The sequence below is a fragment of the Pseudoduganella sp. jia 9 genome (assembly GCF_055502615.1).
In genome coordinates this window covers 35,796-52,024 of record NZ_JBUPWE010000011.1, presented here as the reverse complement: position 1 = coordinate 52,024, position 16,229 = coordinate 35,796, and the positions used below count along the sequence as shown (strand labels likewise).

The window sequence follows — 16,229 nt, the reverse complement described above, 5'->3', positions numbered from 1 at the left end:
GCAAGTGGCACGAATGCTGCTGAGTAGTGGCTCGTCGGCACAGATCCTCTGGCCGTAACCACATATCGAGGAGTAGTACGCCATGAACATCATCAGGAAAGGTTTTCTGGTCACGGCCGCAGCCGTAACGCTCGCATTCAGCGCCGCAGGCAGTGCCCAGGCACATGCCTATGCAGATTCAATACTGAACATCAATAATTTGCGCTTTCTGAACTCCGGCGGCACTCAGTTCGCGGCTAGCGACTTTTCGACGCTTGTCGTGAACAATAGCCGCACTGCAACGGGGACGGCCATTGGCTATGTTCCGGAAACTGTGGTCAGTTTCAATGGCCCGGCATGCGCAGGGGTTTGCCCTGCAATCCCCTTTGCGCCTCGCTTTGCTCCGGGCCCGGTTCCGCCCATTCCCTTCAACACGTTCGGTTACGGGGACACGTCCTTGACTGGTTCGGCGATCGAACCGGGCGGTGCGAATGCAAGTACCCGTGCCGCTGCCTCGGCTGCACCAGGTCAAACGCTGGGCAGCGGCAATACCGGTACCACGAGCTCATTCATTTTCGCCTTGGGCGAGGCCGATTCGATGACGGTGGCATTTGACGCCGATGCATACACCGTCGCACATGTTCCGCTCGGCACCACTGCATCTTCGTCGGCCTCTGCACGACTGACCTGGAGCATCCAGATTATCGATCTGGACAGCGGAGAGTCTGTCCTTTCGTTCTCCCCTACCGCACTCAACGGTGATTCGAACGTCAGCCGTACCGAAGTCCTGCCTGGCACAACGACCTATACGTATGCTGACTTCTTCGAAGCCACCAGCGAAATTCTGACGGCCGGCACGACCTACCAGCTCACCATCAATCACTCGTCCTTTGCCGATGCAACCCAGGAAGCGGTGCCGGAACCGGCAACACTGGCCATCATTGCGGGCGGCCTGCTCAGCATGTCGCTGGTCAGCCGCCGTCGCAAGTCCTGAGCTGATTTTGTCATCATTGCTACGCGTACCGCCAGTTGCACTGGCAGTACGCTTTTTTTTTGACGGGCCGCAAGTGCTCAGCAGGTATGGGATCAAGCCTGCAACCCCAGCCATATAATTGATCGGACTAGGTTCAGTTGGAGAGACCGGTTATGGAAGAAATCATCGCCCAGTTACAGTCCGCGCTGAAGGGAATCTGGAAGTATCGCTGGAGCGCAGTACTCGTGGCCTGGCTCGTAGCGACCGGCGGCTGGATCAAGGTTTACCTGCTGCCTGATGACTATCAGACAACCGCACGCGTCTTTGTCGATACGCAAAGCATCCTGAAACCACTGCTGTCGAGCATGACATCGATGCCGAATGTTGCTCAGCAGGTCGCGATCATGAGTCGAACCCTTCTCAGCCGGCCGAATGTGGAACGTGTCATTCGCATGGTAGACCTCGACGTGAGGGCCACCACGGCACGTGAACACGAAAAGCAGGTCGACGAACTCATGCAGAAGATCCGCATCGGCGGGACCAGCACGTATGACATTTATACAATCAGCTATAGCAACAGCGATCCGCGACTGGTACGCGATGTCGTCCAGTCATTGCTCACGATATTCGTCGAAGGTGGGTTAAAAGGTAAAAAAGGCGAGTCGGACAAGGCCGTGCAATTCATCGACGACCAGATTCGCGCATATGAAGACAAGCTGCTCGCCGCCGAGAACTCAGTCAAAGAGTTCAAGTTGAAAAACAACGCCTTGTTGCCGCGGCAAGGCGTCGACTATGGTTCGCAAGTCTTGATGTCGACCGATGCCTTGAACAATGCCAAGCTCGAATTAGTTGAGGCCGAGCAGGGCCGCAATGCCATCCATTCCCAGATTCAGGGCGATGAGCCAATCCTTGGTACCGATCTAACCCCGGCGTCTATTGAAAATCCTGAACTGGATGGACGCATCTCGGCCTTGAATAAATCGTTGGATGCATTGCTTTTGCAGTACACGGAGGCTCATCCCGATATCGTTTCCAGCCGGCGCCTGATCACGCTGCTCGAGGAACGCAAGGTTCAGGAAGCCAAGACGCGCATTGCACCTTCCGATCCCGGCAAGGGATACAGTCCTTTGCTGCAGCAACTCAAGGTCGCGTTGGCCGAAGCGGACGCACGGGTCGCTTCGATTCGTGCACGGGTCGCTGAAATGCAGCAACGACACGAAACTCTGGTCGAGCAGAGCATGGCTGTACCGGAGGTCGAATCGCAACTCGCACAGTTAAATCGTGATTACCTGATCAATAAGGACAATTACGAGAAGCTGATCGAGCGGCGCGAAGCAGCCAAGCTGTCAGGCGACCTGAGCACTAATACCGACATGTTGAGCTTCAAAATCATCGACCCGCCGACGATGCCCCTACGTCCTACTGGACCCAACAGGATGCTGCTTTATAGCGTGGTGTTTGGTGTAGCCGTACTCGCTGGCGCCGCGGTGGCATTACTGATCAGCAAGATCCGTCCTACCTATCAGAGCCCTGCTGAATTGCGCGAAGCAACAGGCCTACGTGTTTTAGGTGCGGTGGCAATGAATTGGACGGACCCGGAACGCAAGAAGCGCCGCCGGAGCCAGTTAGGCTTTAGCGCCGGGGTTGCCTGCCTGTTCGCGTCATATGGCGGCGTCATTGCGCTTTCAATGCTTCAGTCTTAGAGGAGACGACGATGCTTCCTGATACCACCGCTCAACGAACAGAACCATTCCTCATCAATCCCGATGGCCGTTTCGCGGACATCAATCTGTTACGCCTCCAGCAATTGGGAATGATTACGCACGAGGGCGGCCGGAACGGTGTCGCCGAAGATTTCCGTATCATCAAACGCCCTTTGCTAAGAAGCGCACGCGGCATCGACAGCCCATCAATACATCATGGCAATTTAATCATCGTCACCAGCGCGCTGCCTGGTGAGGGCAAGACGTTTTGCGCCATAAACCTGGCAATGAGCATGGCGATGGAGCGCGACAATACCGTACTGCTGGTGGATGCCGACGTCGCTCGGCCAGCACTCCTTAATGTCCTAGGCCTCGAGGCTCGTCCGGGGCTGATGGACGTATTGCTCGATGAAGAAATGGATCTTTCAGATGTCATTCTCAAGACTAACGTACCAGCTCTGAGCCTGCTTCCGGCAGGGCGACGCAACAAAAATGCCACCGAACTGCTGGCCAGTAGGAGCATGACCCGCCTCCTCGACGATATTGCCACCCGCTACGCCGACCGTATTGTGATCTTCGATTCTCCTCCCCTGCTACTCACTTCCGAAGCTGGCGTGCTGGCATCACAGATGGGTCAAGTGGTTATCGTTGTAGAAGCTGAACGCACTACACACAGTTCGGTTCGCGAGGCGTTGCGCCAGACTGAGAACTGCCGTCATGTAAGTCTCATCTACAATAAAACCCAGCCATTTGCTTGTAGCGACCTGTACGGCTATTACAACGAGGGATAAAATGTTTCCGGTAACGTCCCTGCTGTTCATTGGTGCAACTTTGCTACTGTGTGCTTATACTTTACACAAAGTTCGGCTGATCCACTTGATGTTGCATGATGCACGTGACCAATCCCATAGAGAGAGCACTTGTCTGTTTCGCCAGTTGGAAGCGTTACAGGGATTGTATACCGACCTGGGACTGTCTCGTAGCCTGCCAGACACACGGGGCTGGGCAGCGTCGCCAGATTTCTTGCTCGAGTTGACTCGCCATGCATTGGCGGACACGCCTCACGTCGTTGTCGAGTGCAGCAGCGGCACCGGGACGATGGTGCTGGCGCGGTGCATGCAGATCAATGGCGTTGGCAAGGTGTACAGCCTTGAGCACGATCCGGCTTACGCGCGCGAGACCCGTCGACAGCTCGAACGCCACGGGTTGACAGCTTGGGCTGAAGTCATCGACGCGCCGTTGACTGCCCACGAATTTGCCGGCGCCATGTGGCCATGGTACGCAACCGACGGCTTACCGCAAGGCGTTGAAATAGACATGCTGGTCATTGGCGGTCCCCCTCAGGCCACACGGTCGTGCGCCCGCTATCCAGCCGGCCCCGCATTGTTCGTGTTTCTATCTCCTGGCGCGGCGGTTTTTCTCGACGACGCGCGACGGCACGATGAACAACAAATCCTGCGCCGCTGGGCTAACGAATATCCCGAAATCGAGCAACGCCAAGTCTCCTGCGAAAAGGGGGCTGCCATCTTGCGCTATCGGCCACGTGCATGAGGCGAGCGGCACCAACTTCCGCAATAGCCAGCCTGACGTAAGGTTGGCGCGTGGCGGAAATGTCTCGTACTGGTCTTCGACCTGAGAGAATATTCAGCGTAAATATACGGGGCGCCTCCGTTTCTTGATCTGCAAGATGGCCCTGGAAACCCCTTCGTGCGCGGTAAGTTCAATGCCGGCAACGGCCCGTTCCTCTTGCGAACCGTATCTGGTCCTTTCGTCTTTTCGACAGAAAAGTGCTCGCTTAATCAGTGGGAGCCTGATTAGTGTTTCAGCGCTGTCAGCCAGGTTGATGCCGTAGCGGATGTCATGGCCCAACCTTCGCACGTTGAACCAATGTTTTGCTATACGACGAGCCAGGCAGTCTTCAGCTAGCACCGGCAGCACATCGCTGATGCCAGGCTACCTGCTGCTCAGTTTTCGTGTCGTCTCGCGGCTGCGTGATGGCAAGGAAGGCGAGTCAACGCGTCCCCTCTTCGATCATTGCGCTGGTGGCCCCGTAGATTCTCAAAAACCAGCTCAGATATACGCTTGGCAATGCCGTTCAGTCACCCTTTGCGCCAGCGGGCAGGGGTGCTAACGTGGCCCTAATGGAAACCACTGATGAAGGTCGACGGTGCAAGATTCCTCGTCGAATCGATTATCGAGATGATATCGGAGTCAGAGGTAGGGATTACGGGCCGGTTTTCAGACTGGCGTCGGATATGGCGATCCAGGGTGAACCGCCCCGCTATCACGTTCAGTGCTCACATATGCCCAAACCGTCGACCCAATCGTCGGGCGAGAGATAACCGATTAGCGATGATCAGCATACGACGCCGGTAGTTCTGGTGCCTGCCAAACGCCACCAGAAGGATTAATCCGCGTCGGGTGGAGAAGCAGCGCACGCTCGAGCACGAAGGTCTTGCCTGTCGACATGGGCACACGCTTATGCTCGCGTAGGACCGGCACCGCTAGTGGAAACGAATGTCGGATTTGAGGAGGTATTGGATCATCGAGTAATAGCCACGACGACTATCGGGTCTAGGGCACTACCCAGAAATATAATTAGTTTGCCCGGGTTTCTCGTCAAGTTCGATATCGAAGCGGGATATCTGACGGATATGCACTACGGGACCAAATAAACGGGCGCTCACCTTTCATCGACTTCGAACAGATTCGAGCAACTGGGATTGCGCGCGCTCGGCCGGACGCTAGCACATCATGAAGCAGCACGTTCAGGCTCGGACTGCACAGGAGTCAACTTCTGATCGGTCGGCGCTACGATGTGTCTTTCGACTGTCTCGCACTTTTCGGCCGACAAACTTGCTGCAAGTTCGACGTAGCAGCGGGCGATTTCGGCCGCAACGCGCTGCCATGTATACTGCTTTACGAGTGCCCGTACAGCGTCGCGCTCGGGCGGATAATGGATGAATTCATGGATTGCAGTGCGCTGAGCGGCACCGTCGTACCAGCGAGCCTTGCGAAGTGCAAACGCGCATTCCGGCAAATCAAGCGCATTCTCGTCAGTCATCACCACCGGTGTTCCTGCCGCCAGCGATTCCAGTACTGCCAGCGGGAACACTTCACCATGGCTGGGCAGGGCAACTACCGCTGCCGCACGGTACGCGCTGGCGAGGAGCGGATCGTCGTGATTCAAAGCCCCTAGCCAGCGCACCCAGGGTGAGCGCAGAACAGTATCGAGGTAGACCTGATCCTGCCGAGCCACTCGCCCGATCAGTACAACTGGTAGCTTCAGGTCAGCGAGCGCTTGGACAAGACCCAGCTGGTTCTTGTATGGGTTAACTGAGCCAACCATTAGCACGAAGGGTCCCGTAATGCCGGTCCGGTGACGAAACAGCTCTGGACACGCTGTAAAGAAGTACCGGCTTATTCCGTTTGGAAATACGCGAATCTTCGCGGGATCCAGCAGAAACGCCGAGGTGATCGCTTCGCGTTCCGCCTCACCGAGAGCGATGACGAGCTTAGCCAGTTGCAGTGCGCGCTTCGTCTGCGCATAGCTGGTCTGGACGTTCCAAGCAGTCAGTCGGCCAGCAAGGCGGTCGGCTATACGCGCCCGGAAACCAGCGGCACGATTCCAACCTGGCGAGAGCAGCGGGGACAGTACCACCGGAACGCCCATTTCAGTAGCGGCTTCAACCACGCGATAATTGCCATTTATTGCTGAAAAAACATGTATCAGGTCGAATGAATCAAGCCTTTCCCGATTTGGGTCGACTAACTGTGCCTGCAATGGATGGGATGGATCCTCGCCAAGCCTGTTCAAGGCCGCAATGGTTTCACGGACTTGAACCTGTAGACCGCCGTCGCGCTGGAACAGCATCGGGTAAGACAATATGCCTATGCGCATCACCACGCACTCCTTCTTAGACAGCATTACGACGCAAGATTTTGCGCCATGCAAGTTCGAGTTCATCCGCAAGCGGATGCCGCAACGCCATTACTCCCGCGACCCACAGAAGTAGCGCACACATGGATGCGACCATCAGTTGGGGTAGACCCGATTCCATCAACGCCAGAGCACTGATCGGTGCTACCGTCGTCAGCGCGGTCAAGGCAGCACTCCGGCCTACCGTGCGCAAGAGCTCCGCAGCATCGACCAAGGCCAACTTGGAAAGGCTGCGCCATGTCAGCCAACTACGGCAAAAGGTACCTGCGACCACCGCCAGCGCTACGTATTCCAGCCCAAACAAGGCCGCTGGCAGCAAAAAAAGGACCCGGACCGTGACTGAAACCGCATCTAGCCGAGCCTGCGCGCGCACGTGACCAGTTGCGATGAATAGATATCGAGCCATGATGAACATGCTATACAGCGCAGACGAACAACACATGATTCGTATCAACGGCGCGGCAGCATCCCATTGCTGGCCGTACACAAAATTGACGGCAGGCAGCGCTAGCGCTCCCAACAATGCAAAGAATGGCCATGCCACGGCGGTCATGCAACTGACCGTCAACAGGTAGGCGGCACGGAAGTCGCGACCATCGCGAGCCTGGCCGGCAAACATCGGCAGGATGACCGGCGATACCGCACTGGTAACGGCTTGGCTGAACAGGTTCAGCAAAGCCTGCGCCTTGCCGAATGTGGCAACGGCCTCGGCGTCCAGCAGTTTGCCTATGATCAAATCGGGGGCTGCAACACCAGCTTCGTCGACGAGGTTGCCCCCTGTCGCGTACAAGCCAAAGCCAAGCACTGCGCGGGTGCCTCGCAGTCGCGGTATCCACGGAAGCTCGACTGGGCGCAGCGGCAGGCTGACCAATAGCGCGGCTATCGCCGCAGCCACGGTCCCCCATGCGAGGCTGAGGCACCCGTAGCCTTGTGTGGCCAACCAGATAGTGCTGACAAGTTGCGCGAGGCTGTGAACGGTATTGATGAGGTAGATCGCTGATGCGCGCAGCTGACGGCGCAAATAAGACAGCGTAAGCGCGGTAAACGGTACCAGCAGGAAGTTCAGAGCCAGCAGGCGCATGACGTCCCGCAGGCGTGGCTGGTCGTAGAAATCCGCCATGGGTCCACTGATCAACCACACAAGAACCGCAAGCGTCCAGGCCGTGCCAACAGCAACTCCTAGTGCGGCGCGCAACTGCTCCGACGTTAGCGTCTTCGAGGCAATCACATACTGCCCGACTCCAAAATCGCGCAGTACCTGTGCAAGCCCGACCAGGACTGCACCGATTGAAAAGATTCCGATTTCGGACGGCGGCAGTATCCGCGCAATGACCATCGTCCCAGCGACACCGATCAGCAAGAGCGTATATCGTTCGCCAAATGACACGAGGAGTGAATGTCGCGCCGAGGCCATGCTACAGCAACCCGTCATAAAACTCCTGCACCAACCTCTGAACCCTTTCCATGCTGAACCGCCGGAGCGCATCCGCCCTGCCAAGTTCACCCATGCGTGTTCGCCTGGCAGGATCCGCTAACAGATCCGCCACCGTTCGAGCCACCGCAATATCGTCATCAAGGGGCACTAACAGGCCGCCAGCGCAACCTGAGAGGACATCGGTGTTCCCGGGCACGGCGCTGGCAACGGCCGGAACACCACATGCCATCGCTTCGATCGTGGCAATGCCAAAACCTTCGCGCCGACTCAGTAACAAGTGGACGTCCAGAGCAGGCATGAGCTTTTCAATGTGATCCTGGTAGCCGGTAAAGACCACGAACCGCTCCACGCCAAGCGAGACGGCAATCTTGCGGACATCCTCTTCCAATGGGCCGGTACCCGCCAGTACGAGGTAGAGCGTCGAAAAATCGGCGCGCAGCGTGTGCAACAATGCCACCAGCGCCTCTGGACGTTTTTGCGGAGACAAACGCGCAACAGCTCCGATCACCAATGCATCGGCCGGCATCCCCCACTGCTGACGCGCGGCGGCGCGCAACTCCGCGGACGGGCAAAAGCGTTTGGTGTCGACACAGTTCGGTATTACTGCAAGGCGAATGTCCTCGCGCAGATATGGCCGGTATAAAGCAAGAAAGTGCTGCAAGGCCGACTCCGTCGCACCATAGATGCCGCGAACGGCCGAAAAAGCCTCACGCAGGAGTGGGTGATGCCAGCGTCCGAACTCGCATGGGGGAAAAGTATTGTGGACGCTGATGACGGCAGGCAGCCCACAACGGCCCGCGAGCCACAACGCGGTGGCGCCATAAGTATTCCAGCAGAACGCGACATGCACGAGGTCAGCCTGGAGACGGCGCAATGCGCGCGTGCTTCCTAGCTGTGCACGGATTTTGTTCAAGCGTCGCCACTGCCATTGTTCCAGTACAGGCGGCGGTGCGAAACGCGTTACCGGCAAGCGTCGCTCGCGTAAATCATCCGCCCAGATGCCGCTGCGCGGAAATGGTCGAATCCCCAGTACGCAATCGAATCCCCCCGCACGCAGGAACTGCGCTTCTTGCGCCATGCGCAGTTCCATGCCGCCGAGTTCGCCAGAAAAGCTGGTGATTAAAACCCTTCCCCGGCTCGGCGACGCAATGCCGCACCAAGCCTCGTGCGCATAACCGCGCAGGTATGCCAGTTCCCAACGGCGCAGGAACGTGCAGTCCGCATCACGTCGCACCCATGCGATCACCAATGCAAGCAATTCGGCCGCGTACCGGCTGTACATCCAGCGCGGCACGCCGAACCATTCGGGGAACCGTCCGGGACACTCCTGGCGATACTTGCCACGGCCAAAGCGCCTGGCTCGTTCGAGTATCCACGCAACCGTCATCTGGTGCGGGCGAATGTGATGTGCCACACGTGCGCCTTGGCAGAACCAGGCGCGATGTCCGGCATCGCCGAGCCGGCGCGTCAACTGCGTTTCGCTCCCCATCGCATAGGCGCCGGCAGCAGGACCGATCGATTCGTCGAAGCGCAGACCATTTTCGAAAAGCTGGCTGCGGATGGCCATGTTGGCGCCCCACACCATGCCTGGAAAAATTGGTCCCTCCGGGGTCTCCGGCGGCGTGATCCCGAACGTCACGCCAAGCGGTACCAGGCGTTCAAGCCAAGTGGGCACAGGAACTGCCCAGTCGGCCTCAATGACGCCTGCGAAGATATCGAAATCCTGCTGTATCCGGGCGGCCTCTGCCAGCCGTTGCAGCCAAGCCGGCTCTGGCGTTGCGTCATCGTCGGTAAATACGAACAGGCCATCGCCGTCGGTGCTGTCTAATGCCAGCCCGAGAGCGCAGTTGAGCGCGACGTTTTTGCCGCGTCGTGGCTCGCAAACGTATCGGAGCGGCAGCCTGTCCGCGTAGTGCTCAATGAGCGAGCGTGTGCCATCGGTGCTGCCATTGTCCGCGATGACAATACGCCAGCCGGTGGGCGGTGCGATCAGCCTGCAATATGCTTCGAGAACCTTGGGCAGCGTGGCGACGCCGTTGAAGGTTGCCATGAGAACGGTCAACAAGGGCGCTCCTCCTGCGACGTATGATGGACTGCCGGGCTGGACCAGTGTACTGGCGGGCCTTTTAATATCGTTGAGCCTCGTCAAGAAGGAAGCCATGCGCGACATCTTCGTTACCTTGCTGGTCCTGGGTGGCCTCCCCTTTGCGCTGCAACGACCCGTCATCGGTGGCCTGATGTGGGTTTGGATCAGCGTAATGAATCCCCATACGCAGGGTTGGGGATTCGCCACCACTTTCCCGTTTGCGCAGCTGATCGCGGGCGTTACCATCCTCAGCTTGCTCAAGTCGCGGCAGAAAAACTCGCTACCGATAACGCCGATCACCGTAACACTGATCGTTTTTGTCATCTGGATGAATGTCACGACTCTCTTTGCAATTATCCCCAATGCCGCGTGGGGACAATGGAACAAAGTGATGAAGATTATGCTGATGACCTTTGTGGTGATGATGGTTATCAGGAAGCGTGAACATGTTCGCCATCTGATCTGGGTGCTGGTGATTTCACTCGGCTACTACGGCGTAAAGGGCGGCATCTTCACGGCCCGCAGCGGCGGAAATCAGCGGGTTTGGGGGCCGCTCGGCACATTCATCGGCGATAACAACGCGCTGGCGCTGGCGCTGATCATGACCATTCCGCTGATGTACTACCTGATGCAAGAGCTGCCGAAGCGGTGGATGCGTCATCTGATGCTGCTATCGATGGGGTTATGCGCGCTCGCGGCGTTGGGCAGCTATTCTCGCGGCGGTGTCCTCGCGATTGTCGCGATGCTCATCTTCATGTGGAAGAAGAGCCGGCACAAGATGGCTGGTGCCGCCCTGCTGGTGCTCCTCGTACCTCTCGCACTGCTGTTCATGCCCGAACAGTGGGGCGCCCGGATGGACACGATCGCTGAATACCAGTCAGATGGTTCCGCCATGGGTCGCATCAACGCGTGGCACATGGCGTTCAATCTCGCCTGCGACCGCGTCTTCGGGGGAGGTTTCTCGATGTACGAACCGGTCACGTTCGCGATGTACGCACCTGACCCATCGGGAGTTCATGCCGCGCACAGCATTTACTTCCAGGTATTGGGCGAGCATGGATTCATCGGTCTTGCGTTATATCTGATGCTGGGGTTCCTGACGTGGCGCTACGCGGCCTGGATCGTGCGGCACGGCCGGGGCCACGCGGACCTGCAATGGGCCACTTCACTGGCAGCGATGATCCAGGCCAGCATGATCGGCTTCGCTGTCGGTGGTGCGTTTCTTAGCCTGCTGTACTGGGACGTTCCGTACTACCTCATGGTTGCCATCATGGTCACCCGCACGGTGGTGCAACAACACCTCGCGACTTCATCGACACCAGCGACCAATGTGGGACACCGGACTCCCCTGGTCAACTGCAACGTTGACTCGCCACAAGGAAGGGAGGCCTGGTGCGAGGTTAAATGAAGTGATGAACAATCGCTTCCACACAAGCATCACGGAACTGGGCTGGTTTAACGCCCTGCTCTATTGCGCGGCGCGCCTGTTGCGAAGAACCCCATTACGAATCCATCGCTATTACTTTGTCGCGCAGCGAGTAGCTGCGAGCCCCGCGCGAATTGGATGGGGCCGCGCAATCGAAGTCCGCCCGCTGTCGGTACTGGGCGAATTTCCTTGGGGTTACCCACGGTCGCGCGATGTCGTGGCAGAACGTTTCCGCCAGGGAGGACACAGCCTCGCAGCCTGGCGTGGCAATGAACTGGCGGGCTTCCTGTGGTACCAGTTCGGCGCCTATCGCGAAGATGAGGTGCGCGTACGATACTGCCTTGCTTCGCCCCACTCAGCATGGGACTACGACGTATTCGTGCAGCCGCATTTGCGCCTGGGCCCGACATTCTTCAGGCTTTGGGAGGAAGCTCACCTGCGCTTGCACGCCCGCGGTGTGCGCTGGACTTGCAGCCGCATCTCCGCCTTCAACCCAGACTCGCTGCGCGCTCATAGGCGTCTCGGCGCGGTCCGGCTTGGCAGTGCAACCTTCCTGGCGATCGGGCACTGGCAGTGCATGCTGACCACCCAGGCGCCCTACATTCATTTCTCATTCAATGCGGAGTCCGTCCCGCAGCTGCGTTTCAATACCGATGCGCTTGATCACGCGCCAAGGAGAGAACCCTTATGCCATCCCGGACCACCTTGATCCTGGTGCTAGTGCTGCTGCATGGCATGGCCAAAGCTGCCACAGATTGCCCGGCTTTCAACAACACGGTCAGCGGCGGTGATTACACCAATGCCGATGACCGCCAGAAGCTCGATGTCGTCGAGCGTTTTCACTTCACGCCACAGGTTGAGCGGCTCGAGCGCGGACAATCCGGCTATCTCGTCGACGATATCACTTATACGCTGGATCACTTTGCCAATCATCATCGCGCGCTGACGTCACTGGCCCGGTTGGCATTGCGTGAAAAGTCGTCACGGCCCAATGGCGCAAAGTACTCGATTGACTGCTATTTCGACCGCGCGATCCGGTTCAGGCCCAACGATTCCAAGGTCCGAGCGATCTTTGGTGGGTACCTGCTGGTCCTCGGCCAAGAGGAAGCCGCGCTAGCACAACTGGAAGAAGCTGCCAGGCTGGATCCCGGCAATGCAACGAATCAGTACAACCTTGGCCTCCTCTACGTGCGTAGGAAAAATTTCGACAAGGCTCGCGAAGCAGCGAAACTGGCGTACGAGCTTGGCATTCCGTTACCAGGCCTGAAGAACAAACTGGTCGCTGCGGGCCAGTGGAAGGATTGATTCACGGACTCGCCGCCGAGGAATTGGCGTCACTTGCATGCGTGGCGGGCTCAGCGTAGGCGACTTGCGTGCATCGCGCGTCTTGGTGCCGGGCCGTACCGGTAGGTGCTCGATGCCTGCGTCAGGCCGACGCATTGCGTGCACGATTGGGGCTTCATGCCCCGCTTGACGCATGCGTTGATGCCTCTTGACGTTTGCACTATCGCTCTTATCACCCTTGGCTCCTGCTTCGGAATTGAGCTTAACGAACGTATTTGGATGGCATGCGTCTGCTCAGCGAACTCTTGAGCTCCAGGACTCAACGCGACATGATTTTTGCCGCATCGCAGGGAAGCGGAGTTTAGCCGCCCAGTTCGGCGGCACAGTTTCAGGGCAAGAAGTCGTCGACGCGGTCACAGAATAGTCGGCGATATGGGCCAGCAAATGGCGCAACCAGGAACCGCGCAAATACCGTTCAGCTTGGCCGTCCCGTCAACCCATACATGGCCACAGCGCTAGCGCCACCGCTGTTAGTGCCGGCAACAGCAAATTGCGCCGGCCTAGCGCGACACCGCGCGGTGCACATTCGGCGGCAGAGTTGTCGATCCCAGTATGGCCATCATCCAGATAACGAATCAGCGCCGGCCACATTCTAAGGGCGTACAGCATCCCCGCTGCCGTATCGCATTTGCGTGCGAATGTGAAGAGCGTGCGGGCAGCCCGCGTTTCCGGTCACCGGCAGCGGTGTCACTTACAGCTGACGTGCAGCACGACGTTCGCCCGGCCTCATGCCGCGGACGGATTCTTCGATGCCATACAGCGCCGATCCGAGTAGCGCCTCGGTAGCGAGCGGTCTCCGGCGTGCCACAGGAGGCTCATAAGACTTGCGTCGGTTTTTTGCCAAGCAGGCTGTCTCGAGGATGACGCCGGCTTACTGGACGACCTTGAAACCAGCATAGGCGTTGACCTTCGGCGCGCCGTGGAGGTTGGCCAGGTGCGCTTGCGGATGCGCTCCTCTGCAGTCTGGCCGCAAGTACACCTTACCGCTGGCGGCATTGCGGTTGGCGCGTCGTCGCGCACGCAGTTTCACGGGCGCGCTGTGCGCGTCTTGCATTGCCCCTTGCCGGCACTGTGGCAGGGGCGTATCGACCTGTACGATCGTATCGCGTTAGACACAGGCCCATTTCGGACGTAGGTGCGGCAAAGGCGGACTTTGCCCGGCACATACTAGAGCTGTCCCGAGAGCCCCTCACCGAGGTCATCAGACTGCCGCCGCAGTCCGGACACGCATCGGTGGCCGGCGTCTGCAGCCGTTCTTCACGCGGCAGATGCCGCGGCGGCGGCTTGCGTTCGCGTTCTTGCGAGGCGCTTCGTCCACTGGCGCCCGGCCTTTGGTGATCGCCTCTTCGGCCACCAGGTCCTCCAGCGGTAGCTCCAGCGGCCAGGTCTGCTACTACGGCTTTTTGGAGCTGCGGCCAAGCTGCCTGGGCCGCAGCGTGGCCAGCACGAACTTCAGATGCTGGATCGCGGCGTCACGCCTCGAGAGTTCCGCGCTCTGCTGCGCCAACCGCGCATCACTGGCTTCTGGAGGTGTCTCGAAGCGTGCAGCACACACTTTGCTGGCCACCAGCATGGCCTTGGAGGCGCCGATGCCGCCGGGCAGGCGGCTGCAGCCAGATGAAACGTCCATGCTCCAGGCAAAACGTCCATGCTCCAGGCGTTTGCACCGAAGGTACAGGCCATCGCCGGTCCACCACGGCACTTCGATCAGATCACGGTGGTGTTCCCGGAGGACAAACACCGCTGCACAAGTCGTTATTCGAGACTGTCTGCACTGTCGACGACAGTCTGGTTCGCACGCCTGCTGCGCGATCCTCCGCTTGAACGACAGCGCGCAACTCGAGCTGCCTCGGCGCCAGCGGTGTCCGACTTCACTTTCCAGTGATAACCCCTGCCAAACCTCAATGGAAACTATCTCGGCGAATGGGGCCATGCGGCCTTTAGATGGTGCTGGCTTTACGCTTGCTCTACAGGTAGCTCACTTGATTCCGTGATGAGTCATCAGGTCATATAGCGTCGGCCTGCTGACTCCGAGCATTTCGGCCGCTTTGGCGATGTTTCCTCCAGAACGCGCAAGTGCTTTCACCATGACTTTGTATTCGGCAGCATCGCGTGCCGTCCTGAGGTCGATGCTTTCGCCGGCGATAGGAGCATCCGGCAAGCCCAGGTCGGCCATGGTGATCTGCGAGCCTTCAGCCATGATCACGGCGCGCTTGACGCAGTTCTCCATTTCACGCACGTTGCCTGGCCAACCGTAGGCCTCGATAGCCAGCAGTGCATCGCCGCTGAAGTGCATCGTGGCCCGGCCCTCGGTGGCACAAAAGCGGTTTTTGAAGTGCTGCGCAAGGAGAACAGGATCTCCTACCCGTTCGCACAGCGATGGAATGTCGAGCACGATTTCGCTCAGTCTGTAAAACAGATCCTCGCGAAAAGCGCCCTCGTTCACGAGCGCCTTCAAATTACGATGGGTAGCGCAAACGATGCGGACGTCAACAGGGATTTCGCTCCGGCCGCCGACGCGTTCGATCACGCGCTCCTGCAGAAAGCGCAGCAGCTTGGCCTGCAAGGCGGGTGCCATGTCTCCAATTTCGTCGAGAAAGAACGTTCCACCTTGGGCAAGCTCAATTTTTCCGGGTGTTTGCCGCGCAGCGCCTGTAAAGGCGCCTTTCTCATACCCGAACAATTCGCTCTCGAGCAGATGTTCAGGAATCGCGGCGCAGTTGATCGCCACGAATCGTTTGTCGTTGCGCGTCGACATCCGATGCAGCCCTCGGGCAATCAGTTCTTTTCCGCTGCCTGAAGCTCCCAGAAGCAACACTGTTGCCGAAGATGGCGCCACCTTTTCCACGCTGCGGCACACTTTCAGCATGCCGGGATCACGGCTGATGATGCCTGCCAATGGCGAGTCAGTTCCGATTTGCAGCATGCGGCGATTATCCTGCTGGACCGCGTAGAGGAAAAATGCCCGCTCAATCACCAAGCGAAGCAGGTCTGCATCGAGTGGCTTCTGATGGAAGTCATAGGCACCCATCGCGATTGCCTTCAACACATTCGCGCGATCCCGGTTTCCCGACAGCACTACTACTTTGGTGTCGGGGGCGATCGCCACGATCTGCTGCAGAAGTGCCAGGCCCTCACTCGCGCCATCGGCATCCGGGGGTAGGCCAAGGTCCATCGTCACCACGCTCGGCTGGTGGCGGCGCAGGAGCGATAACGCAGTCTCCCGGTCGGCCGCAGCAACCACATCATAATCATCAAGGCTCCATCGCAACTGCCTTTGCAGTCCTGCATCGTCTTCCACTACCAATAGCTTCCGCTTAGGCATTTTGTCTCCCCATCAAAC

Annotated in this window: 12 protein-coding genes and 1 pseudogene; 7 read left to right on the top strand and 6 right to left on the bottom strand. The window is 58.4% G+C overall.

Going from position 1 to position 16,229, the window contains the following annotated elements:
- The first annotated feature begins 82 nt into the window (after positions 1-82).
- From ACY34H_RS15665 to ACY34H_RS15650, 4 genes are all read left to right on the top strand, one after another.
- Positions 83-973, top strand: coding sequence for an EDSAP-1 family PEP-CTERM protein (locus ACY34H_RS15665; RefSeq protein WP_464978393.1), 891 nt, complete (start codon positions 83-85; stop codon positions 971-973).
- 152 nt (positions 974-1,125) lie between these two features.
- Complete coding sequence (locus ACY34H_RS15660; protein WP_464978392.1) at positions 1,126-2,655, top strand: XrtA system polysaccharide chain length determinant; 1,530 nt, start codon at positions 1,126-1,128, stop codon at positions 2,653-2,655.
- Positions 2,656-2,666: 11 nt separating this feature from the next.
- Positions 2,667-3,446 carry an XrtA-associated tyrosine autokinase gene (locus ACY34H_RS15655; protein WP_464978391.1) on the top strand — a complete coding sequence of 260 codons (780 nt, stop codon included), beginning with the start codon at positions 2,667-2,669 and terminating at the stop codon, positions 3,444-3,446.
- A gap of 1 nt (position 3,447) precedes the next feature.
- A complete protein-coding gene (locus tag ACY34H_RS15650; protein WP_464978390.1) occupies positions 3,448-4,206 on the top strand; it encodes a class I SAM-dependent methyltransferase in 759 nt (252 codons plus the stop codon).
- 1,201 nt (positions 4,207-5,407) lie between these two features.
- Here the strand turns inward: ACY34H_RS15650 and ACY34H_RS15645 are convergent.
- The 3 genes from ACY34H_RS15645 to ACY34H_RS15635 are packed head-to-tail and all read right to left on the bottom strand — an operon-like array spanning position 5,408 to position 10,095.
- The gene (locus ACY34H_RS15645) at positions 5,408-6,583 is read right to left on the bottom strand and encodes a glycosyltransferase family 4 protein (RefSeq protein ID WP_464978389.1); all 1,176 of its coding nucleotides are present in this window, start codon (positions 6,581-6,583) and stop codon (positions 5,408-5,410) included.
- Positions 6,573-7,955 (bottom strand): oligosaccharide flippase family protein, encoded by a 1,383-nt coding sequence (locus tag ACY34H_RS15640; RefSeq protein WP_464978388.1) that lies wholly within the window; start codon positions 7,953-7,955, stop codon positions 6,573-6,575. Before ACY34H_RS15640 ends, ACY34H_RS15645 begins: the two co-directional genes overlap by 11 nt.
- A gap of 55 nt (positions 7,956-8,010) precedes the next feature.
- On the bottom strand, positions 8,011-10,095 hold the full coding sequence (locus ACY34H_RS15635; RefSeq protein ID WP_464978387.1) for a glycosyltransferase: 2,085 nt from the start codon (positions 10,093-10,095) through the stop codon (positions 8,011-8,013).
- Here ACY34H_RS15635 and ACY34H_RS15630 point away from each other — a divergent pair.
- The 3 genes from ACY34H_RS15630 to ACY34H_RS15620 are packed head-to-tail and all read left to right on the top strand — an operon-like array spanning position 10,079 to position 12,847.
- Complete coding sequence (locus tag ACY34H_RS15630; protein WP_464978386.1) at positions 10,079-11,524, top strand: putative O-glycosylation ligase, exosortase A system-associated; 1,446 nt, start codon at positions 10,079-10,081, stop codon at positions 11,522-11,524. The two genes, ACY34H_RS15635 and ACY34H_RS15630, sit on opposite strands and share 17 nt — an antisense overlap.
- Before the next feature lie 4 nt (positions 11,525-11,528).
- Positions 11,529-12,251, top strand: coding sequence for a GNAT family N-acetyltransferase (locus ACY34H_RS15625; protein ID WP_464978385.1), 723 nt, complete (start codon positions 11,529-11,531; stop codon positions 12,249-12,251).
- Complete coding sequence (locus ACY34H_RS15620) at positions 12,230-12,847, top strand: ABC transporter permease (RefSeq protein ID WP_464978384.1); 618 nt, start codon at positions 12,230-12,232, stop codon at positions 12,845-12,847. The genes ACY34H_RS15625 and ACY34H_RS15620 overlap by 22 nt, the downstream gene beginning before the upstream one ends.
- A 471-nt stretch (positions 12,848-13,318) precedes the next feature.
- On the opposite strand, the pseudogene ACY34H_RS15615 reads toward ACY34H_RS15620, so the two are convergent.
- From ACY34H_RS15615 to prsR, 3 genes and pseudogenes are all read right to left on the bottom strand, one after another.
- Positions 13,319-13,498, bottom strand: a pseudogene (locus ACY34H_RS15615) (IS66 family transposase); the annotation flags it as partial.
- 781 nt (positions 13,499-14,279) lie between these two features.
- A complete protein-coding gene (gene tnpB / locus ACY34H_RS15610; protein ID WP_464978383.1) occupies positions 14,280-14,627 on the bottom strand; it encodes an IS66 family insertion sequence element accessory protein TnpB in 348 nt (115 codons plus the stop codon).
- A 237-nt stretch (positions 14,628-14,864) separates the two neighbouring features.
- Positions 14,865-16,211, bottom strand: coding sequence for a PEP-CTERM-box response regulator transcription factor (gene prsR, locus ACY34H_RS15605; protein ID WP_464978382.1), 1,347 nt, complete (start codon positions 16,209-16,211; stop codon positions 14,865-14,867).
- Positions 16,212-16,229 lie beyond the last annotated feature (18 nt).